Below are 22,145 nucleotides of genomic sequence, written 5' to 3' on the forward strand. Positions count from 1 at the left end.
AAAAAATTACACAATATTTAAGAGAATAGTCAGAGATTATCCGTACTGGAGGGCTATGAGATGATTGAGACTTGGGATCTCTTTAATCGGGACGATGTACCTGTGACGGAGGTCGATATTTGGGAAACTGGTGAAGCACTTCCAGAGTCACTCTGGACGACAAAATTCGAAACGGGGCTGCTCACCCCTTCAGAAGAGTTGCTGGTTGAGATATTCGTCGGGTTAGACGAGCAGGGCGGTTTGGCGAACATTTCAGATGACGAGATAGAGGAGACGGTCGAGACGGTAGTCAGGAGATGGGACGCTATTGAGGCCGTTGAGACTGAACTGGATGAAGACGTAGAGGAGTGGAAGGGTACCATCGTCGACCATCTCGGAGAGAGCGACGAGGACGTACTTTTCCATCCGGAAGATATCGGGAGGCCCGCGATCGAAGGCGACTCAACTCGTTATCTGATGAGTAGTCCTTCAAGCGTTCCTTCCGTCCCTGTAAGTCATGGTGACTGGGTTTGGGTTGGCGACCAGTCAGAGAGACAACATACGGGCTCAGGCTTAGAGTTCACTCAGTACCGAAGCCAGTTCCTAGAGACGGAGAACGGCTATGATTTCCACGCCATCGCGTTCCCATTCTGGTATACCAAGAAGAATCCGTTTTTCACGCGGTACAAGCAGATGTTCGTCCGCCTGTCGCTTGCGCCGACTGACTGTCAGGCGTTTGATTTACTCCCGCGTCCCCACGAAGTTGGGAGTACAATGGCAACGGAGTATACGGTCTCGGCAGGGCTGAAGTTCACACCGCTGACCGCGGATATCTCTGCATCGTGGTCTATTGAGGTGCCAGTCGTCACCCCAGTCATCTCCCCTTTCGGACGCTGGGGTCGGCGGTTCGGCTGGTGGTATCATCCGACCGTGATTCAGTCGGGAACGGAGGTTTCCGTCGGTATTACGCCGGGAGACCGAATCTGCGGGGTGGTTCTCCGAACGCCGGAGGGAATGGACGAAATATCCGGGACAGTTGCCTATGACTTTGCGTGGCGACGTAAGGGGCCTGAGTGGGTCACAAAGAATGCGACAGCGGGGAAGCTGGACTTCAACTGGGAACTCCCAAGTGAGGGGTACGTGATGAAGGAAATGAATCCGATTGCAAGATGACCGAGAATGAGTGAGAGAACCGTATGGGCAGAGGCGACGTTCTCGTGTTCACGTTGGAAACCTCTCACCGCTTGAGAGTTTAAACAAAGCCTGTCAACAGGATAAGCATAGCAGACAACAGCTGTTTCACACAGTTCTCTGTTCACTGTAGTGGCACGCCAAGGAGCTCGTGTGGTCAAACACGACCACAAGTTTCAGATTCTCATATTTATCTGGGCGTTCGTGTTCGGCTTCGACGTAGTGATCCAGACCGGAACTAGAGCAAGCAGAGTACAGCACGCTTCAGGACCATCCTCTGTTCACCTCTTCCCAGAATTCTCGTCGTTCTGTACGGGTTTGGGCGGTTGTGACTGTACGTCATGTTCGGAGCGTTTGGAACGTTCGGCGATCTCGCCGGTCTCGTCACACCAAAACTGTGTGGACTGTCGGCCGTGTTTGTTCTATCGCGATGAGCAAATCAACAATCGAAACTAACGAGCATTTCGACACTGAGATGACAGTCGAACACAAGGACGCGGTTCTATTGAATCCACCGACGGCGTCGGGGTAAGTCGTAGAATGATTGAATTGCAGCGGAAGAGAGTCTTTTGCACAAAGGGCTGTGTTGAATCACTAGGTGGCGGCGGGATAGGTCGGTGAATCAAAGGTGTTGAAGCGGGAGGCTGCGAGTGTCTATGACGCAAATCTCCCGCTTCATTCGGGAAGTTGTTCGGGTTGCTCAAAGCGTTACTGATGATGGAGACGAATCCGCCGCCCCGGAAGGAGGCAGCGGATTCGCTGACTATGCGCTTGTTTCCATTGTCTGCAAATTTATCTCAATACGTCCTACCGGATGACGATTTACCTATCAAATAAATATCATAAATAACTGGGGAAATCGGCCGTGCTGGGTGTAGCTTCAACCGTGAACGTGTGAGTACATCAACCGACGATCAAACTGCCAGTTCCAACTCATTTTTCTGATACCCTGCAAGAGACGTAGCGCGTATCTCACACAGTTATATCGGCGACTCCGAGCCGGTAGAATATGTCCAGTATTCAGAGATGGAAATTTATCGTACCAGAACCTATGAGATAGGTGAAATAGACGAGTCCACTGAACAGTTCCGATTGACCGAGAATTGACCTCCTCCCGCGCCTAAAGTCGCGGGAATCCCACCATGGGATTTCAGGCCGGACGATTCGACACTAAGGTTTCAAGACGCATACGTTCCAAGCGTCGCCTGCTGGGTGTCAGCATCGGCTTGGCTGTCTTGCGGGCCGGTCAAACGGCCCCCTTCCTCAGCCGAGTCATCGCTATCCGTGTGTTTTCTTGAATGGCTCTCTCCGCTGAGGTAGCGGTCTGCAATATTGAGCGCGGCGTTGATGTCCGCGTGGGACTCCGAAACCCAACACTTCGAGTTGGAACACTTGAACGTCGCTTGATCGGGCCGGTAGCCCTGTTCCCCGCAACAGTGACACGACTTCGAGGTGTATGCGGGATTCACCGTCTCCACACGAATCCCCTTCTCGGCGGCCTTGTACTGGATCTGAGCGTGCATCTTTGCGAAGCCCCATCCGTGGAGCCGCCGGTTCATGAACGCGCCGTAGTCCAGATTCTCCCGGATGTGCGTCAGATCTTCGAGGACCAACACAGGATTCTCGAATTGGTCGGCGTAGGCAACGACTTCCGACGTGACTGTGTGGAGAATGTCGTCAATCTGTCGCCAAAGCGAATCGCCATAGGACTCTGCGATACGTTCGCTTCCGCGTTTCTGAAGGCGTCGAGTCGCCGTGAAGTACGTCTCACGGAGTTGTCGGACTCGCTTTCCTTCGTCGTTCCAGAGGTTGGGTGTAGCCGGGGAGCCGCGTTCGTCACGGTGACACACCGTTAACAAAGAAGCTTCCCCGATGTCTACCCCAATCGGCGTCTCGTCCGCCGAACTGGTTCGTTCCTCCACGTCTCGCGTTGCGACAACATGCAAGTACCACTCACCACCCCGGTCGAACAGCCGACACTCGCCCATCTTCGCGTCTCCCGCGTGCAACGCTTCCAGCCACTCCCGCTGTTCGGGATTCGGTTGTGCGGGGAGCCACAGGTTATAGTCGTCGTGGTGCGGGATTTTGACATACCACTCGATTGCGTTCTGTGGCTTGTGGTTGAGCTTCGGCCCCTCGTTCGTGAACCGAACGGGATGGTCGCCGTGAAGCTCTTTCGCGTCGTAACTTCCGCCACAGAGTTGTGGGACGTACTTCTTGAGCGCGTTCTTCGCGTACCCCGAAAGATCGTAGTTGACCACCACATCGTTCGCTTCGGTCTGTGTGGTGCAATTGGCGTTGAACGCGGCTTCGAGAGCGTCTTGGTACGCCCGTTTTGTTTCGTAGAGTTTGTGGTGCTTGTGGGCGGTCGGTTCCACAAGCTTGAGTTCAAGCGTTTCGGTAAGTTCAGTCACATGTCACCCTCCCTGTGTCGCTGGATATAGTCTTGAACCGTCTCGCTTGAAACGCGTCCTGCTGTTCCCGCGTAGTAGCCACGTGCCCACTTAATTTTCTCGCCGTCGTGGTCGGCGTAGCGGTGGTTGTATTTCCGCGAACTGATTCCTTTGAACCAGTTGGCAAGGAGTGAAGGCGCGTGCTTCGGTGGGCTACTCACGAAAAGGTGAACGTGGTCGGATTGGACCGTGAGATCGATTATCTCCAACCCTTTCTCGTTGGCGATCTCGTGGAGGATTCGACGCACACGGTCGGCGACCTCATTAACCAGTACCGAATTTCGGAACTTGGGCAACCACACTATGTGGTAGTTAAGGTTGTAGGTCGCATGCCGTGTGGTTTTCATCCGTACCACACACTATGGTCAGAAACTATCTTAAAGCTGCTGAAGAGTGTAGGAAATCCAGCGGTTCGTAGCAACGTGGTTCGGACACGCTATGTCTACCGCTCGACCCGCGCCTGAAGACGCGGGTATGCGCTCGCACTATGTATCAGCCGAAAAATTCTCCATTGTTACGTTTCTCCTTCCCAGTAATCAAGTTCAGCGTCGCCTCGGAGGTTCTTGTTTGGTGCGCCAGGTACTTCTCCTCTGACTCCAATCTTGTCTGAGTCTGGGTACACGAGAACCTCGAGATCCCGCATCGTGGAAAAACAGAGGTATCGTAGTGTTTCGTCTGAGGTATTGGTTATCTGATGTGCTCCCTCCTTTCCGACGAGGAATGTTGCATAATCCCCTTGTCAACTACCCCGCCCTACTCGCGCTGATGCGCTCGTCAAGGACGGGGCTTGCGTGTGTCTTCTCGGCATGGGACTCATGCCGACGAAAGACGCTTGTAGCGCACAGCCAGACGCCAGAGGCAATTTAATTAGACGTGACCTCCACTCTACGCCCGTTCGGTCACGAGCGACGGAGAGGCACAGGGCGTCACGTTCGTTTCGTCGGTCCGTCTTTCGGGGTCGGTTGACTGCGACCCGTCCATGTCGAGAAACGCACCGTGGCTCCGTTGGCACGCCAACCCTCGCGGACTGTCTGTGGCCCGTCATGGACAGTTACTCCAACGATGCAGCCAGTCTTAACAATTTGCGTGCGCTCCTCCCTTCCCTACTCACTCGCTTCGCTCGTTCCTTGAGGAAAGGGACTCCGCTTGACCGGTCAGCGTGTTGAAATCTCCTCTTCTCCAGACTTCGTTCTGAGCGTTCCGGCACCTGTGAGGACGTAGAGGGCTTCCTCGTTAGCAGTGTGGTAGTGATAGGGGGCCGCACTATGTTCTGGCGGTACTTCGTAGAGGGTGCATCCGAGTTTTTCGCTTCCTGTTGTAAGACCGAGTTCTATATCTCGACTAGCAAACCTCTTGCCATGTGATCGTTCGACCGATTCTGCGTCATCTTCATTAACTACTCTGAGTGTCATTGTGTCTGTTTCCTCTCTGATTGGATTGTATGAGCGTAGACCATATATAGCTGCGACCCGATCCACCGCGACTGACCGTGCAAGATACGCGCTGTGTATCCTTGCAGAGGTGTAGCAAGTTATCGATTTTCAGTCGGTAGGTGCGTGCGAGATACTGGGTATGTACGAAGCGGGGTAAAATCCATTGCTGAGATAACTCTCGATTGGTGCAAAAAAATTCAATTCCTTCCACGTCCTCCTTACGTAAGCTATGGAACGATACGTCGATGGATTCGTCATCCCAATCCCGAACGAACAGCTCGATGCATACCGTGACATGGCCAGCGAGGCCGGACAGCTCTGGATCGAACACGGCGCTCTCGAGTATTTCGAAGGGGTCGGAGACGACATGGAGCCCGACATGGACGGCATGCCGATGGTGACCTTCCCACAGCTCGCAGACACAGCGGACGATGAGACGGTCGTGTTTTCATTTATCGTCTTCGAGTCGCGGGATCACCGCGACGAAGTGAACGCGAAGGTGATGGACGATCCCACGATGGACCCCGACAGCTACGAAGAGGAGATGCCCTTCGACCCGGAGCGCATGGCGTACGGTGGCTTCCGTTCAATCGTTAGCTACGAGGATTGATGAAAGAGACGAATCGTGCCATCAAGCGGACCGAATACGGTGTTAATGCGCCTCTCGTCCCAACTACCGTGAAACATGGATGAGTTCACCAAGCGGGAGATTGACTACTTGAACGAACAACGCCTGGGACGACTAGCGACCGTCGGTCCCGAAAACCAACCGCACGCCGTCCCAGTTGGATTTCGCTACGACACCGAGACTAACACCATTCAGGTCGGTGGGCGCAACCTCACCGAGACGAAGAAATTCCGCGACGCGGAACGCAATCCACGAGTGGCCTTCGTCGTCGACGACCTGGCCAGTGTTGATCCGTGGGTGGTTCACGGCGTCGAAATACGGGGTCGCGCCGAGACACATCACGACGGTGGCGAACGCTTCGGCCCCGGCTTTGGAGAGGCGTGGATACAGATCACGCCCGAACGAGTCGTATCCTGGGGCATTGACGACGACGTGGACGAGCGTTCCAGTCGTCAATCGGAGTAAGTGACGCGATCCGCTAGGGAACCATTTCTCCGTGAACCGATTCGAAGGCCGTGTTCTGTACAGTTCCTCAGCATGCACGACGCGCTTGTCAACCGCCTCGGGGTCACGCCCCAAGGCTTGTCAGTGGACTCTCGCGGATGACCTGTCTGCCATGGCTACGCTCATTGACGACTTACTGACTGTGGATGACAACAAGATCTGTAAACTACCCTACCCTACTTCGCTCACCCCATACGGGGTTCGCTCGTTGAGGGGAGGGCTTTGATGTGGACTCCCGGCAATCAGTCTCCGGCAATAAGCCGGTGACTCTTGCCGTTCAACATCCCACCATTTATACGCACGTCTACTGGTGCGTCTCCGCCCCCCGACTTGGGCGAGGAACGGAGTCTGTGGCGTCGTTTCCGGGCGTAGCGGAGCCCGATGTTCTTCGCGGCGTTGTAGTCCGCGTTGACCTCGTAGCCGCACTTCTGGCAGTGGAAGTGTTCACCGTCGCGGTTCGCTTCGTGCGTGAACCCACAGTCCGTCCGAGAACAACGTTGAGATGTGTGGTTCGGCGCAACCTGCTCCGCCGTAACGCCGCGTTCCGGGGCCTTGTACTCGACGTACTCGAACAGGCGTCGGAACGCCCAAATATGGTGCCACTTCGCGTGCGGAAGTCGCTCGCGGATGTTGGTCAAGTCCTCGAACACGATTACGTCGGAGTCGTGTTCGACGGCCTCCGAGATGATTTCGTTGGCGACGGTATGGATGTACTGCTTCCGCCACGCTTCTTCGCGCTTACCGAGGCGAAGGAGTGCGTTGTGCGCGGCTTGTGCCCCGTGCTGTTGCATCTCACCACGTCGCTTCTCGAACTCGCGGCACCAGTGGTCGTACTCGCCGCCCTGCCAGAACGTGCCGGTTGAAGCGACCGCAAGGCTGTTGACGCCGAGGTCAATACCGAGGACTGTTTGGTGCTCGGTATCTTCCGAAACCTCGGACTCCTCATCGTCCGAATCGTACTTCCGAGTCGTGATGTGGAAGTAGAACTCGTCGGTCGCCTTGTCGTATTGCAGCGTGCTCGCCCGAAACTCGTAGTCCTCCGAGAGAACGTATTGCTCGTAGGGTGTCGGGCTATCCGCAGGAAGTTCAAAGTCGCACTCGACCCGCCCGTTGACGGTTGAAAGTGACACATGGTCGCGGTGGAACGTCGCACTTCGCTTATCGTAGACCATGCTCCACGACGTGAACTCCGGCTGGCTCACCCGTTTGCCCTGTTTCCACCGTTCGACGCACCCTTTCGTCGCTTGCACAGCGCGTCGAATCGCTTCTTGAACGAGGTTTGCGGTGAGGTCGGTTTCCCCTCGTAGTTCTTCGTAGAGCGCATCTCGTGCCGTCGTATTCGCGGTGATGCAGTTCGTGTAGGAGTTGTTGTCCCAACAGAACTCGGCAGCACGGTTCGCACAGTGAAGGAACTGCCGGGCGGATTCGTGGAGGTCGTCGCCGCGCTCATCGGGAACGATGAGTTTGACCGGCGCGGTTCGACGCACCTCCATGTTTCAGATTACTGGCCGACGGTACTTATATGCTCGGGAGTCGAGTAACTACCGTCGTGCGATTGCGTCGTCCTTCGTCGGTTTCCTCTCCAACCTACTCGCTCCCTTCGGTCGCTCCTTGAGGTCGGAGGCTCCACCTTGAATTAGGCTGATCCTCCGTGAAGACAATGCTAAACGACGGTGGCAGTCAAGCGCTCGCGGATCACGCACAGCGAAATGTTGTCTCGAACTGGGTATCGGTCAATGACTGTAACGCCAGCTCCGACGGCGAGATTTCGGAGCTAATGCTAAATACGCCCCCTATATCTGGCAGTAGCGCTGCCGATCTACTGCTCTCTGCCAGAATTAGTGTGATCGATCCAGGCGTCGAGCGCGGCCTGTTGATACTCGCGTGGTTCGATGTGAAGCGCCGGTGTGAGCTCGAGAGCAGGATAGGCTCGTGCGACGTCTTCAAGAGCGTGAGCGAAGCCGTCCTGAAGCGTTGCCTGCTTGTTTCCGTCGGCCCAAGCGCCCGCCCATTCGAGGAGGGGGCGATATCGGTACGCTTGCATTCGGTACTCGTCAACGCGGTCGTCCCACTCCGCATAGGGGATATCGTCGGGGGCATCACGGAGCAGGAGCGTCCCGTCGTCGAATTCGACTCGCATTCAGTGCCGAAACCATTGGTGTTCGGTTAAACACTGGATCACCTCGTGTAGGCTTCAGCCACTCGTTCACTAAGTAAGAGGCGTGATTTCTCTGGTTGACGAGCGTCACGAAACAGCAACTCCGGCAGGTTCGGCGGTGGATGCCCGAACGACTGGGCCAACTCTTCGAGGATGAGCTGGGCGAGAGACCTGAAGGTCCTCGCCCAGCGTTCCCGAGGGAACACCGTCTCAGGAAACAGCTCCTGAAATATACCGAGCAAGGCTCTGCTGACCACGAGCGTCAGCAGAGCCGCCACAACCAGCAGTTCCACGATTGCTGGATCGCTTGTCTGGAACTTCTCCAGCCCATACAGCGATTTTAACTCCCGGAATAGCAATTCCACTTCCCACCGCAACCCATACAGCGCCGCAACTTGCCTCGGAGTGAACTCATCGGGCAGGTTCGTAACGTACAGATGGTAGTCGTCGGTGTCCTCGTTGCGGACACCGACGACGCGAAACTCCATCGTGTCGGTTGACTGTTTCCCTGCGTACGGCCGTCGCTTGAATGTGATCTCCACAGTCACGTCTACGATCTCGCGTGTGAGGTCGCCCAGAACGTCCTGGAGGCGACGGCCTGGCAAGGAAATGGCGCGCCCGCGCCATTTCCGCCGCTCCCCGACGATCAACGGGTTCGCGTTTGACTTCAGCCGCGTCAAAAAGAACCCGCCATTTTCCTCGATCAACGCGAACCGGCGGAAACTGTAGAACCCGAGATCGAACAGTAACAACCGGTCTCGCAGCCAGCTCCCTGTGCGGAGCTGGCTGCTCTCTTGGGTGCGTTCGTCGGTGAGCTGGAACTGTTCGAGGCTCTGAGTAGTAGCGTTATGGACGAGGTGAAGCTTCGCGCCGGACTGATCCGAGTGAGTCGCTGGAAACTCGCTAAGGAGCCGATGCAACCGGAAAACGGTTGCATCGGCGATCAGCACATCACGAAATAACTCGAACTGTGGTGCGATCGTGTGGGGAACCGCGACCTCCTCGAGAGCGTGCTCGAGGAGGTCGCTCAACAGGGCACCAAGTGCTGGTGTGAACCGGTCATAGAAACTGGAGCGAGCAACAGTCTGGTTAGTCGCTGCGGAGTAGGCCCGCTGAAATCCGGCGATCGTGCGGGCTTCGCCGTCGACGGCGAAGCCCATGATGAGCGTCCAGACGAGCATCGTGATGTCGATTGTCCGGTGGCGTTGGACGACATCGCGCTCTCGCGCGATGTCTTCGATACGTTCGGCTGGAAACAGGGAAGTCAGCCGCCGTCGTATGAGGTCCGGGGAGAGCGTATTGAACACATTCTCTCCCCACGCGGTCTACAACGATAGCTTCGTCAATCGAGCGCAGTCTCTCGGTTTCTTGTCTTAACCGAACACGGATGGTGCCGAAACAGAGGTCTTCGATTGGATTCAATATATGGGTTCCTCGGATCCCATCGAGGCGTGCGTCTGTCCTTCTATGGTTAGGAATAGTTTGCTCTGTAGGATCGCTAGACGGCGTCGCCTCAATCTCGTTATCTTCGTAGAAAGCGAAGAGACGGATTACTTTGGTATCCGAATTCCGTCTCCTCACCCGAGAAATCGTTGCGAAAGCTAAAAACGTTGTCGAGAATCCGGACGAACCCGCCGACCCCGTAGGGGGTGGCGGGTTCGCCGAATGGGCGATGCTCACGTTGCAAGCACTGCGGATCGAACTCGGGAAATCCTACCGCCAGACAATCGATCTGTTGAGCGAAATGCCCGGCATTCTCGACGAAATCGGCCTCACGCGGCTTCCGCATTTTACCGTCCTGCGTGACTGGTTTGAGACTATCTCGATGGAGACCTATCGTGCGTTTCTCGGCGAATCAGCCGAGAAACGCACTGGCCATGCCGCGATCGACTCGACTGGTTTCGACCGCGACCAGCCCTCGCGGTACTACGCGACGCGAAAACACTACCGCGTTCGCTCGCTCAAAGTCACTGCCCTCGTGGACGTGAAAACGCTGTACGTCTACGATGTTCACTGTACGACCACGAAAAAACATGATGCGAAGATTGGTCCGCAGGTCGCTCGGCGAAACGCCGAGGACCTGCGGTCATTGGCCGCTGACCGTGCTTACGATGGAAAGCCATTCCGAGACGATCTTCATCTTGATCGCATCCGACCGTTGATCAAACACCGGATCTACTCCTCGCTCGACCGGGCACACAACGCCCGGATGAGCAGCTGCTGGTACAATCGCCGCTGGATGGTTGAGACTGTCTTTTCGTCGATCAAGCGCACGCTCGGCTCCGCCGTGCGTGCGCGAAGCTGGCACCTCGAATTCCGCGAGATGGTGCTCAAATGTGCCGTCTACAATCTTCGTCGAACAGTTAGATATCCGTAGAATCAACCGCAGTGTATCGGTTTTCGACCGGCGGTGGCATTAGTGAAAACGCCGAAATCAAGCTTCGTCTAGCGATCCTACGAAGCAGAATAGTTCTATCGGTCTCGAGTCTCGTATAGCGTATCTCTGCACTGGTGTAGGGGAACATCCGTGTGCTCAAGCCCATAGCGGTGAATTGAGGGTGTATGATACTCTTCTGGAGCCATGCAAGCGTTTATACGATAGAAGAGTCAAGATTAGATTGACCAATGAGTCTTGGCCAGGCGGTTGACGAAGCGCTCGCGACGTACAATATGTCGCGCAGCGAAGAGGCCGAGGAAACGGGCCGAACAGTCGCCACGCTCCAAGACTAACAGAGCCTCTTAGTCGAGGTTCCGAACCTTTTCGGCGAATTCTGCTTTCGAGAGTCCCGGTGCTTCTTTCAGCTCTGGATACCCTGCTCGTTCGACGGCCTCCTCGACGAACTCGATCCAGAGGTCTTCGTGCTGCTCCGCGTAGACGACTTTCGCCTCACTCGGGTACATATCCAGCTCATATGCGGTCAAGTTGATTTCGACCGCGTGCTTCCGCTCAAGCGTTCTCGCGCCGAAGCGGTACAGGTGCTTGAAGAGGACGTTCTTCCGTCGTACAGTCAGCAGCCGCTTCGACTCGTTGATGTACTCGTTCACCCACTCCCGCCAGTCGTACGATTCTGGGTCGACTTCTATGGACGTTTCTGGCATGGAGAAGTCCGGATTCAGACGCCGGAGATAGAACTGGACCAGTGCGACAGCAGTCCGGTGGTTGGCGTTCGGAAGTGCGTGTTTCAAAATCATGTTCGAGGCGAGTCGACCTGCAACCTCTGCTGCTGACCCCTCCCACGACGTCCGATTGAGAACGTCCGGCAGCGCGTCGACGTCGATCTTCTTGTACGCCTCGACGGGAACTCCCTCCTCCTCTTCGTTCTGAGCGATGAGGGCGCGGTAGATTTCGAGCAGTCGGACGACGATGGTACTGTTGTCGTCGCTCATCTCCGCAAGTGACGCTTTCAGATTGAAGTCGATCTCACGGACGGGTTCACCGCCGACGCGGGACGTGTAGCCGACGTAGAATTCTTCGTCGATATCGTACGTTTGGACCTTCACGGCGACATCATCGTCGTAACCGACGATCTGTGAGACGATTTCGGCAGGATCCGGATGCACGAAGTCAAGAGAGAACTGCTTGTCGCCGGGATGGTGGTAGTAGACGTGGCCCATCTGCGTACGTAGTACTACTTGTCAATGCTTATTAACCCAGTTTGTTGAGCCGGAGATTTATGATCATCCCTCTTTTGAGGTCACCTTGCTGGTCTTCGCAAGCGGGAAGATTACACAGCGTGAGCAGCACGAACTGACGGCTGAATAGCGGGGTCCGTGAGCGCTCACTACAGGCGAAGACAGTATATTGAGAATTCAGAGTTTGTCATCAATCTACTACTACCATCAGATCATGAAAGTATTCTCGAGTCTCGTCACTGAATTATATGGAACGCTGGAGTGGGAACATGTGAGTCGGTCCCAACCCAACTGCTGTGGGCTACTCAGAGAAGCATGAGCTATGAGCAACGAACCACACCACACGACAGCGGAACCAGAATCTAAACCGATGCGAGCAACACGTCGAACCGCACTTCGCGGGGCGGGCCTCGCCGGAATGCTCGCAATGGGCGGCGCCAGCGCTAGCCAAGACTCCGGTATACGACTCCACTGGCACCGCCGCGACCTTCGTGTGACCGACAACCCGCCGCTAGCGGGCGACGACCGCCTGCTCCCGGTGTTCGTCCACGATCCAACGATACTCGCCTACGGCGCGCCGCCCGTGGTGTCGTTCCTGCTCGATGCGCTCGACTCATTGCGCGAGGAGTATCGCGAGCGCGGCGGCGAGCTGCTCCTCGCCCGCGGCGACCCAAGCGCGGTGCTTCCCGATCTCGCCGCGGCCTGCGACGCCGATGCGGTAACCTGGAACCGCGACTACTCCGGATTGGCGAGCGAACGCGACCGTGCGGTCGCGGCGGCGCTCGCCGACGCCGGCGTCAGCGTCGACGTCGAGCGGTTCGGCGGCACTCTCCTCCACGAACCAGAGAACATCACGACGAATGATGGGAACCACTACTCCGTCTTCTCGGACTTCTGGCGAGAGTGGCGCAACCGGGAGAAGGCCACCCCCGTTGCCGCGCCGGTTCACGGTGACGTTGTCGACCCCCGCGACAGCCTCGACGAAGCCTCCGGTGCCGCCGGCGCGCTCCCGTCACTCGCCGAGCTGGGCTTCGACGAGCCCGAAGCTGACGTGCAGCCAGCGGGAACCGACGCTGCCCACGACCTACTCGCCGACTTTCGCGAGGACACTATCTACCGCTACGAGGACGACCGCGAGTACCCTGCCCGGGAGTCGACCTCACGCCTCTCGCCGCACCTGAAGTTCGGGACAGTCGGCGTCCGGACGGTCTGGAACACCACTGAGGACGCGGCAGCCGCCGCTAGCGACGAGGACGCCCGAGAGTCGGTCGAGGCGTTCCAGCGACGGCTTGCCTGGCGGGAGTTCTACGCGCACGTCCTCGACGCGCGTCCAGACGTAGTTACCGACAACTACCGCGAGTACCCGAACGAAATCCAGTGGCGCGACGATCCTGAGGGTCTCCGGGCGTGGAAAGACGGCGAGACGGGATATCCGCTCGTCGACGCCGGGATGCGGCAGTTGCGCGCTGAGGCGTGGGTTCACAATCGCGTCCGGATGGTGGCCGCCTCGTTCCTCACGAAGGACCTGCTGATAGACTGGCGCGAGGGGTACGACTGGTACCGTCGAAAGCTCGTGGACCACGACACCGCCCACGCCGCCGGCGGCTGGCAATGGGCTGCCTCGACGGGAACACACGCCCAGCCGTACTTCCGCTTCTTCGACCCCGTGACCCAGTCTGAGAAGTACGACCCGGACGGCGAGTACGTCAGGGAACACGTCCCCGAACTCCGGGACGCGCCGACCGACGCCATCCACGAGTGGCCCACGCTGGATGACGAGAAACGCGCCGCCATTGCGCCCGACTACCCCGCTCCAATCGTTGACCTCGGCGAGCACCGCGAGCGCGCAATCGTGGCGTTCGAGGCCGCGCGCGGCGACGGCTGACGAGGCACGCGAGAAGCGGCGCCGTCAGGAGCACAAGGACACGGTGGAGATGGTTTGTGGTTCGGACTCTCTGCGGAACTCACAGCGCAAGAGCGACACGAAACTGATGGGTGAATAGCGCGGTCCGTGATCACACACCACTGGTGCACATCGTCACTCGAAAATTCAGAGATCATTATCTCTCTATTACTGTCATCATGCTCTGAATTCATTCACAAGTATCACCACTGTATTATATGGAATGCTGGAGTGGGAGCGTGTGTGTCGGTCACAACTGCTGCTGTGGGCCGCTCAGAGTGACATGAGCTATGAAAGAACCACACCACAAGACGGCGAACGCGAACTTCGAACCGCTGCGAGCAACCCGCCGAACCGCGCTTCGTGGGACAAGTACACACCAAGGAACCCAGGATTCAGACAGAACAACTGGCGGAGTGGGCCTGTTCCACACCCGAACGCTGACGCGCCGTGAGGCGCTCCAGAGAGGGGGACTCGTCGCAGGCGGACTCACACTTGGTGGATCGACGGTGACGCAGACAGCCGCCGCCGATCAAGAGTCCGTAGCGGCCCAGGACAACGGCACGGAGACCAGTGTGGCCTCGATTGCAGAAGAGGCGTACCGCTACGGACTCCAGCAGGTCATCTTCTACGTGACGCGCTTCAACTACACGCAGAAGGAAGACAGCGACGTCTTCGTAGGTATCAATCGGTTGTACTATCCCAACGATGGCCAACCGATAACGGCCGACTTCACGGCTATCGTCACTCCGAACAACACCACCCTGTACGGAATGGGCTTCCTCGACCTGCAGGACGACCCCATCGTCATCGAGATGCCCGAGGTTACCGACCGTTACTTCTCGCTGCAGTTGATGAACCAGTACGGAATATTCCCTCTCTACGCCGGGAATCAGTTCAACGGCACCGACGTGCGGTCGTACCTGATTCTGCCGGACGACTACGAGGGCGAGATCCCGGGCGACTTCGCCGCGACCGACGTCGTCCAAGCAGGGACGAAGACCCTATTCACCCTCGTCCGATACGCGTTGCGCAACCCCACGGATGAATCCGAGATCGCGTACGTTAACGACCTGCAGGAGCAGACGACCATCACCCAACTCAGCGAGTGGCTCGCCAACGACCACTCGGGCGTGCCACGGGCGGAGCAGTCAGTCATCCCCGGCGACTACGAGACGATCCCGCGAATGGCAGAACTCACAGAGCAGCAGGTCGAAAACCAGACCCCATCAGACTTCTTCACCCTCCTCAACCTCGTCCTGAACGACCCGAGCATGTCGCTCATCGACGACTCCCGAAAAGAGGCTGCGATGCTCGAGTGGTTGGAACGGGTCGGAATCGGCCCCGGAATGGAGTTCGAGTGGTCCGCGCTCGAGACCGACGTGCAGGAGGCGCTGACCACCGGATTCGAGAACGGATTCGAGCGCGTCAGAGCCACCTTCGTGGAGGGAAACAGCGACGTCGTGGTAGACATGAATGGCTGGAACGTCCTTCAGACCACGGCGGACTTCAGAACCGACTGGTTGACCCGGGCCGTCATGGCCGACTTCGGCTTCGCGGGCCCCGACTCGCCAGCGTCTCACGTCGCTGGGTTCAAATTCACCGACGCGAACGGCGAGCCACTAGACGGGTCGAAGCCGTACACCATCACGTTTGACCTCAATAACCTGCCGCCAGTCACTGAGTTCTGGGAGATCCCGATCTACGATGCGCAGGGCTACTTCGTCGAGAACGAACTCGGCCGCTACGGCATCAACAGCTACATGCTCGAAGAAGGGCTGTTGCACACCGAAGCCAACGAAATCGTCATCTACGTGCAACACGAGAAACCGGACGATTCCGAGCAGGCGACGAACTGGCTGCCTGCCCCCGAAGGAGGTATGCGCTTCGCAGCGCGGTTCTATGGACCCCACTGGTCGCTGGTCGACGGGTCCTACGACATGCCCGAAGTCGTCCCTACGGAGGAGTGATAGCTTCTACCTTCATCCCCAACCATACAGTTGGCTTGCAGTTTCTGCACCCAGTGCGCCGTTTTTGACAGCGGCTCGGGAGTTCGGTCAGAGTCTGCTGACTCGATGGAAATTCTGCTATCCCATAAGAGCGTGAAACAAGTATGGGACGCAAGAGACCGAGATCTATTCCGTGCCCGAGAGCACGTGCTGCTGACTGGTCCGAGTGCGTAGGAAGCCGAGTCCTGGGCAGTACAGCCCGACTGCCGCCAGGAGCGGCAGTCGGGAAAGCCCGCATAGGTGAATCTCTGTTTCACGCACCAGCGTTCCGAGGTGAATCCAATGTTCATTGGAATCGACGTACACAAGCGGTACTCACAAATCGCAGTATTGGACGAAAGCGGTGAGATCGTCGAAGAGGTTCGCGTCGAAAACGCGAACCTCGACGACTTTGCCCAGCAGTACGTTGGGTCAAAAGCCGCGCTTGAAGCGACCAGCAACTATTACCACATCCACGATACGCTTTCAGAGTATCTGGATGTGACCGTCGCTAACCCCGGCGAATTAAAACTGATCTCCGACTCAGATAAGAAAACTGACCGCGTCGACGCGAAACAACTCGCTCGGATGGTTCGGTTGGGCTCAATCCCTGAAAGCTACGTCCCAACCGATGAGGTTCGGCAAGCCCGCGCACTTGTGCGCGGGCGCCAGAAGCTCGTTGAGAACCGGACTGAGTATGCGAACAAGATCCACGGTTTGTTGAGTGATCACGGGATCACTCAGGAGGTGAAACCGCTGAGTGTGGAGGGACGAGAGTTCCTGGCGGAACTCTCGCTCCCGGCGCCGTGGGATACGTTGTTGGAGTCGTATCTGGAACTCATTCAGGCGCTCACCGAGCAGATAGAGTCGTTGGAAGCGGAGATCGAGGTGCGGGCTGGGTCTCTGAAGGAGACCCAGCTCCTGATGACGATTCCTGGTGTGAGTTACTTTACGGCGTTGACGATTTACGCGGAGTTGGGAGAGATCGCACGGTTCGACCGGGCCAAGGAGGTCGTAAGTTACGTTGGGTTGAACCCGATAATCCGCGAGTCTGGCGACTCGCGGTTTGAGGGAAGCATCTCGAAGCGAGGATCAGGACGAGTCCGGTGGCTGCTTGTTCAAGCGTCGTACACAGCGGTTCATACGTGCGAAGACGAGTACCTTAGCCGGTTTTACAACCGATTAGCCCGAAAGAAGAACTCGAAAACAGCGATTGTAGCAACCGCTCGGAAGCTGCTGGTTTCAATGTATCATATGCTGGACCGTGAGGAGGTGTACGATCCACCAGGGGTGAGTGCCTGAGCGCCGCCGGGGCGGCGCTCATTGGCCGGCTGGTGGGTAACGTTAGCGACTGCTCTCACTACCAAGAAGTCTCCCGCCTGGTGGCTGTTACAGTAGCAATCGGTTCGCAGGTTGTCGATTCTACGCTCGAAAATTACAGCAAGTCCTCGTCGCCCGAAGAATTATCTTAGCAAACGTGGTTTGTTTAACCAGCAGAATTTCCATAGGTGAATAGAAGGCGCGAATGCAGCACGAACTAAGGTCCGTGATCGCTCACTACAGATACAAATGGAATATTGATAATTCAGAGATAGTCATCAAACTAACACCATCATCACGCCATGATATTATTCGGGAGTATTGTCGCTGTATTATATGGAATGTTAGAGTGCGAACGTGTGAGTGGGTCCCAACTGCTGCTGTGAGCCACTCAGAGAGGCATGAGCCATGAGCAACGAGACAAACCGCACGACGCCAGAATCGAGTTCCGAACCGCTGCGGGCAACTCGCCGCACCGCACTTCGCGGGGCGGGCCTTGCCGGAATGCTCGCGCTAGGTGGTGGCAGCGCCACTGCCAGCCAAACCCCCTCAATCGGACACCCAGGAGGCTGAAAACGAGACGTCAGCAGATGGCGAGTCAGTCCCAGTCACGTGGGAGAACTTCCCACGGGCACAGATACATTTAATGATGGAGAACATCGTCGAAAATGGCGGATTCGGCGAGTTTTGTCCTTACCAAACCTTCCTCCACCCCCGGTGAGCAGCCCGCAGCCTTGCCCAATCGCGACTCGTTCTATTCGGTTGGTGTCTTCGACTTGACCGAGCCTCAGACAGAGAAATCAGCCGCCGTCTGGTAATTCACCGCGGCTATCTACAGTATTACAGCGAGAGTGCCCTGGGGCGTGACTTCGAGGCGATTCACTGATTTTGCCATCCGAACCACCGCTTCAAACGCGACCTGATACCGATGTGTCGCTTCGTCATGATCACGCCGCTGTGAGATCGCTGCCCTACTCGTTCAGGGATTGCACCGAAGAGGAGCTGTTGAAAGAGGCCCTCCCGCGTGGCACCGATAAGCGTGAGGTCGACGTCGTCCGTCCGCCGGACGATCGCGTCGACTACGCTGTCGTCTTCGACGATCGATCGTTCAACCTCGACGTCGTCTGCCAGTACGTCCACCACTCGATCCACCGTTTCGGTCGCTTCCTTGCGCGCAGCATCGGTCGCGTCCGGAGAGAGTACGGTTGTCACGTGGACGGTCGCACGATTCGCTTTCGCGATGGCCCGGGCGATTTCTCCAGCAAACTCGGCGTGTGGACCGCCCGCCGTGGGAAGAAGAATATCGTCCACGCTATCCGGGCGTGGCCCGACCCGCTCGACTAATACGTCGCACCGGGCCTGGGTAATCACTTTGTCGACGTTGCTCCCAAAGACGAAGTCCTGCCGGCGCGGGCGGCTTCGCCATCCGAGGAGGACGGCGTCGACGGCTTCGTGCTCGATCGTGTTGAGAATCGCCTGGGCGATGTCGTGACCGATTCGAATCGTTCCGCTGATCGGTACGTCCGCTTGCTCCCCAATCTCGATCGCTCGGTCGATGACCTCGCGTTCGTCCTTGACGAATTGACGACCTTCCGAGAGCGGAGTCTGCTGGGGGACCGTCACGACGTTCATAACGACGATTTCACCGTCGTGCTCGCGTGCGAGGTCGATCGCCGTCTGCATCAACTGCTCGACGGTCTCAGGATTTGCGACCGGGACGAGGATCTTGTACTCGCGTTCGCTCGGTGCCTGCTCGGTCACGATGGTGGGCGCCTCTCGTTCGAGTTTCTCCGCTTCCTTCTGCTTGGAGTAGCCGTAGTAGACGGCCAACCCGATCCCCATCCAGATTGCAGTGGTAACGAGTGCGACCAGTCCGTGGTTGCCGGATCCGATACCGATCGCCTCGAGGCCGAGCGCACGAATCAGGAACGGTGTCAGAAGTAGTTGGAGACCAATTCCGATCAGCGGCGGCCACGGCATATACGGAACCTCGTACGTGCGCGGCAAATCGGGATGGGTCTGGCGCATACGAATTAGCGTCCAGTTCACCTGGACGAACAGGAGGATGAACATGATGTCAGCCGAGGCCGCAACCGCCTCAATCGGCAGGATGACGGCCATCACGGCGATGAGGACCGCTGACACCAGAATCGCCACGTGGGGTGTACGCTTCTCCGGATGGACCTGATCGAAAAACCCGGGCAAGGATAGATCTCGCCCCATCGCGAAGGATACCCGAGAGGAAGAGTATACCGTCGCGTTGAGGGCGCTCATGGTTGCCGTCAACCCAGCGACCAGTAACAGCGGAACGCCGTAGGGGACGAACTGGCCGGCGGCTCTGATGATGCCAAGTTCGCCCATCTCCCCCAGTAACTGCCAGGTGTACTCCGGCGTGGGACCGGAGATTGGCTCTGCGAGTTCGATCGCACGGTCCGTGACGTCGATTCCGCCGATCGCCGCGAAGGCGACGAGAACGTAGATCGGCACGACGATAGCGAGGGAGTAAAAGACCGCTTTCGGAACGTTCGTCCCCGGATCGACGACCTCCTCTCCGGACTGGACGATGATCTCGTAGCCCTCAAAGGCAATGTAGGTAAAACCCATCGCGCCGATGATCCCGACGGCACCGTTGGGCACGAAACTCGGATTCGAGACGAATTTTTGCGGCCAGGTCGGCGTCGACAGCGTGGCGAGGATTCCGAAGACAACGAACACCCCGAGAATCAGGACCTTGATTGCGGTTACGATGACGCCTGCCTTGCCCGTCTCTTCGGCCCCGCGATAGTTGATGTACGCGAACGACCCGATCATCAAGATGGCGAGGCCCTTCTCGATCATCACTGGGGAAATGACCCCGAAGAGCTGAAACTCGTGCGTGAGGCCGGTCCCATAGACGATGAACTCGAGGAGGAACGCGCCGAATGTCACGGCATAGAGCGAACAGGCAACTGCGTGGGCGAACCAGCTCATCCAGCCGGCGTAAAATCCGTTGGGGTCGACGAGGGCCTCTTTCACCCAGAGGTACCCGCCTCCGGCCTCGGGGAATGCAGCCCCGAGTTCGGCGTACGAAACGGCAGTGAATAGTGCAACGAACCCGTTAAGGACGAAGGCGAGAACGAGTGCCGGACCGGCGATACCGGCAGCGAAACCGGTGAGGGCGAACACACCAGCGCCAATCATCGCTCCCACCCCGATGAACGTGATATCGAGGAGACTCATGTCCCGGGAGAGTTCGGTCTCGACTGCCCCGGAGCGGTTCTCATCGCCATCTCCAGCATCTACTTCGCTCATCTATTGGAATGGTACGGCCAAGGCCTGTAAATTGATCGTTCAAATTGTTGATTCAGATCTTTCGACATGAAGCAAACAGAAACTGTTGTGCTGAATTCACCCTCTGTATCGGTTATCGTGTTTTAATCATGTCTGCGATCTTTTACGTTGGGACGTATGAAGGGGACCTGACTAGCTGAGTGCGGTCAGTGAGTGACTCCATGTCGACGTTCAGTAACTCCGAGTCCACGGTAACATCGTCTTCAGAGAACTACACAAATCCACGAGCTACCGGCGAGCAATCTCGGTCACAGTCTGAGGGCTTAACGACGAGAGCAGCGACGATGGGACACCATCACTCGAGATAGATCGGTGTCCGGAGTGCGGAGTACGCCGCTTCGTCTCGAAACCACTGGTGTACGAGGTGATGGGCTTCGACGAAGGCGGCGATCGGAAGTTCCGGCGCCAACACGTCTGTGTAGAGTCCGAATTCACATGTAGCGAGTGCCAGACGACACTGTGGACGCTGCCTGCGGATCGGCACGACTACGACGAGGTCCACGTTCTGGACGCGGAACGCCATGCTGCCCTCCGAGATCAGCTCCATCAGTTGTATCGACGCGTCGGGCGACAGATCTAGACCACGAAGTCGTAGATTGCGCTTGTGTTCCTCACGGTCACAGCCGCGACGATCTGGCTGTAACGGCTGGCAGCGAGGAACAGCAGACGTCCAGCTTCGTCAGGGTCGTGATGGCAGCCGCAGTTCGTCTTCGACTTCGTAGAGGTACCCCTTCAGCAACAACTGCTCGATGTGCGCTCGAGCGTCGGCACGTTCGATGCCCTGCTCCATGAGATAATCGACGGCGTCCTCTTGAGTGAGGGTTTCGTCATCATCTGCTGCGTTGAAGTACTGCTCGAGGTGATTGAGTGCAGCTTCCTCGCTGGAGGTGATCGGCGTCCGCGAATTCCCCATTACGTAGAATATTGATGTCTCCCGATTTGACGATTGGGGTGTGACAGTATTTTTAAAATTCAGCGACAGGAGAGTTTGTCGGCGCCGAAAGGCGCGAGGCGCACTTACGACTGTGCCCCACGTGAAATCCCATGACCGATACCGACGCCCTCTACGACGTTCGTGAACGAACGGGGAATCCGACGGCTGAGTCCAGCGAAACCGATTCCTGTCGCCAGAATGTTGATGGGCAAGCCCTGTGCAACCCGAAACCGTTACTCGTGGCAGAGCATCCGTTCGTCGACGAGAACACGCGAACAGCGCTCCGAACGGTGGTCGTCTTCTATATGCTGAACGGGTACACGTTCGACTACGGCGATGAAATCCGGGCCCTCTTGCACCGCTTCGCAACCGACGAAGCCGCGGTCGACACAGATACTGAGGTTCGGCGAAGCCACGGGCCACCGCGCCCGTGGTACTTCACTCATCCTCACCTACGCGACTCCAGACGGCAAACAGTATTATCGCAAGGAACGGGCACTCACGTCATCACTGGTGTGCAAGATACGACAGCAGCAGTCGAAGCGGAACTCGACAACCTCGGCACGGTCGACGATCCCGACCTTCAGGAGCAATACGCGGCCGAAGCACGTCGAATGAAGGAGGGACACGATCCTGATGACGTGATTTGACTTTCTTGGACGAGAGAGTCTTCTGGCCGATGTGTTATGTC

Annotated in this window: 16 protein-coding genes and 4 pseudogenes; 10 read left to right on the forward strand and 10 right to left on the reverse strand. The window is 57.2% G+C overall.

Annotated features, from left to right (window positions below):
* The first annotated feature begins 60 nt into the window (after positions 1-60).
* Both NJU76_RS23110 and NJU76_RS23115 read left to right on the forward strand, forming a co-directional pair.
* Positions 61-1,152, forward strand: a complete 1,092-nt coding sequence (locus NJU76_RS23110; protein WP_254532802.1) for a hypothetical protein — start codon at positions 61-63, stop codon at positions 1,150-1,152.
* 674 nt (positions 1,153-1,826) lie between these two features.
* Positions 1,827-2,034 (forward strand): annotated as a pseudogene (locus NJU76_RS23115) (IS5/IS1182 family transposase); the annotation flags it as partial.
* A gap of 314 nt (positions 2,035-2,348) precedes the next feature.
* Here NJU76_RS23115 and NJU76_RS23120 read toward each other — a convergent pair.
* The 3 genes from NJU76_RS23120 to NJU76_RS26795 all read right to left on the reverse strand — a co-directional run bounded on the left by NJU76_RS23120 (position 2,349) and on the right by NJU76_RS26795 (position 5,035).
* Positions 2,349-3,584 carry an RNA-guided endonuclease InsQ/TnpB family protein gene (locus NJU76_RS23120; RefSeq protein ID WP_254532803.1) on the reverse strand — a complete coding sequence of 412 codons (1,236 nt, stop codon included), beginning with the start codon at positions 3,582-3,584 and terminating at the stop codon, positions 2,349-2,351.
* The gene (tnpA, locus tag NJU76_RS23125; RefSeq protein WP_254532804.1) at positions 3,581-3,970 is read right to left on the reverse strand and encodes an IS200/IS605 family transposase; all 390 of its coding nucleotides are present in this window, start codon (positions 3,968-3,970) and stop codon (positions 3,581-3,583) included. The genes NJU76_RS23120 and tnpA overlap by 4 nt, the downstream gene beginning before the upstream one ends.
* A gap of 807 nt (positions 3,971-4,777) precedes the next feature.
* Complete coding sequence (locus NJU76_RS26795; protein WP_340681244.1) at positions 4,778-5,035, reverse strand: cupin domain-containing protein; 258 nt, start codon at positions 5,033-5,035, stop codon at positions 4,778-4,780.
* Positions 5,036-5,285: 250 nt separating this feature from the next.
* On the opposite strand from NJU76_RS26795, the gene NJU76_RS23135 reads away from it, so the two are divergent.
* Both NJU76_RS23135 and NJU76_RS23140 read left to right on the forward strand, forming a co-directional pair.
* Positions 5,286-5,666, forward strand: a complete 381-nt coding sequence (locus NJU76_RS23135; protein WP_254532805.1) for a DUF1428 domain-containing protein — start codon at positions 5,286-5,288, stop codon at positions 5,664-5,666.
* 75 nt (positions 5,667-5,741) lie between these two features.
* Entirely contained in the window at positions 5,742-6,149 is a 408-nt protein-coding gene (locus tag NJU76_RS23140) for a PPOX class F420-dependent oxidoreductase (RefSeq protein ID WP_254532806.1), read from the forward strand.
* Positions 6,150-6,430: 281 nt separating this feature from the next.
* Here NJU76_RS23140 and NJU76_RS23145 read toward each other — a convergent pair whose 3' ends face one another.
* From NJU76_RS23145 to NJU76_RS23155, 3 genes and pseudogenes are all read right to left on the reverse strand, one after another.
* Positions 6,431-7,681 carry an RNA-guided endonuclease InsQ/TnpB family protein gene (locus tag NJU76_RS23145; protein ID WP_254532807.1) on the reverse strand — a complete coding sequence of 417 codons (1,251 nt, stop codon included), beginning with the start codon at positions 7,679-7,681 and terminating at the stop codon, positions 6,431-6,433.
* 338 nt (positions 7,682-8,019) lie between these two features.
* Positions 8,020-8,328, reverse strand: a pseudogene (locus tag NJU76_RS23150) (ATP-dependent helicase); the annotation flags it as partial.
* 38 nt (positions 8,329-8,366) lie between these two features.
* A complete protein-coding gene (locus NJU76_RS23155; RefSeq protein ID WP_254529671.1) occupies positions 8,367-9,653 on the reverse strand; it encodes an IS4 family transposase in 1,287 nt (428 codons plus the stop codon).
* A 248-nt stretch (positions 9,654-9,901) separates the two neighbouring features.
* Between NJU76_RS23155 and NJU76_RS23160 the strand changes: the two genes are divergently transcribed.
* On the forward strand, positions 9,902-10,723 hold the full coding sequence (locus tag NJU76_RS23160) for an IS5 family transposase (RefSeq protein ID WP_254528552.1): 822 nt from the start codon (positions 9,902-9,904) through the stop codon (positions 10,721-10,723).
* Between the two features lie 362 nt (positions 10,724-11,085).
* Here NJU76_RS23160 and NJU76_RS23165 read toward each other — a convergent pair whose 3' ends face one another.
* The gene (locus NJU76_RS23165; RefSeq protein WP_254532808.1) at positions 11,086-11,961 is read right to left on the reverse strand and encodes a DUF8172 family protein; all 876 of its coding nucleotides are present in this window, start codon (positions 11,959-11,961) and stop codon (positions 11,086-11,088) included.
* Positions 11,962-12,439: 478 nt separating this feature from the next.
* Between NJU76_RS23165 and NJU76_RS23170 the strand changes: the two genes are divergently transcribed.
* From NJU76_RS23170 to NJU76_RS23180, 3 genes are all read left to right on the forward strand, one after another.
* Complete coding sequence (locus tag NJU76_RS23170) at positions 12,440-13,864, forward strand: cryptochrome/photolyase family protein (RefSeq protein WP_254533934.1); 1,425 nt, start codon at positions 12,440-12,442, stop codon at positions 13,862-13,864.
* Positions 13,865-14,172: 308 nt separating this feature from the next.
* Positions 14,173-15,852 (forward strand): DUF1254 domain-containing protein, encoded by a 1,680-nt coding sequence (locus NJU76_RS23175; RefSeq protein ID WP_254532809.1) that lies wholly within the window; start codon positions 14,173-14,175, stop codon positions 15,850-15,852.
* Between the two features lie 321 nt (positions 15,853-16,173).
* On the forward strand, positions 16,174-17,172 hold the full coding sequence (locus NJU76_RS23180; RefSeq protein ID WP_254532810.1) for an IS110 family RNA-guided transposase: 999 nt from the start codon (positions 16,174-16,176) through the stop codon (positions 17,170-17,172).
* An 897-nt stretch (positions 17,173-18,069) separates the two neighbouring features.
* On the opposite strand, the gene NJU76_RS23185 is transcribed toward NJU76_RS23180, so the two are convergent.
* From NJU76_RS23185 to NJU76_RS23195, 3 genes are all read right to left on the reverse strand, one after another.
* The gene (locus tag NJU76_RS23185) at positions 18,070-20,481 is read right to left on the reverse strand and encodes an amino acid permease (protein WP_254532811.1); all 2,412 of its coding nucleotides are present in this window, start codon (positions 20,479-20,481) and stop codon (positions 18,070-18,072) included.
* A gap of 334 nt (positions 20,482-20,815) precedes the next feature.
* Positions 20,816-21,067: a hypothetical protein gene (locus NJU76_RS23190; protein WP_254532812.1), complete on the reverse strand. Its 252-nt coding sequence runs from the start codon at positions 21,065-21,067 to the stop codon at positions 20,816-20,818.
* A 132-nt stretch (positions 21,068-21,199) separates the two neighbouring features.
* Positions 21,200-21,433: a hypothetical protein gene (locus tag NJU76_RS23195; protein WP_254532813.1), complete on the reverse strand. Its 234-nt coding sequence runs from the start codon at positions 21,431-21,433 to the stop codon at positions 21,200-21,202.
* 254 nt (positions 21,434-21,687) lie between these two features.
* On the opposite strand from NJU76_RS23195, the pseudogene NJU76_RS23200 reads away from it, so the two are divergent.
* Together NJU76_RS23200 and NJU76_RS23205 are read left to right on the forward strand one after the other, a co-directional pair.
* Positions 21,688-21,858: pseudogene (locus tag NJU76_RS23200) on the forward strand (type II toxin-antitoxin system death-on-curing family toxin); the annotation flags it as partial.
* A 37-nt stretch (positions 21,859-21,895) separates the two neighbouring features.
* Positions 21,896-22,104: pseudogene (locus NJU76_RS23205) on the forward strand (DUF7967 family protein); the annotation flags it as partial.
* Between the last annotated feature and the right edge of the window lie 41 nt (positions 22,105-22,145).

Origin of the sequence: Natrinema gelatinilyticum (assembly GCF_024266705.1) — an archaeon.
In the GTDB taxonomy this organism is placed as follows: domain Archaea; phylum Halobacteriota; class Halobacteria; order Halobacteriales; family Natrialbaceae; genus Natrinema; species Natrinema gelatinilyticum.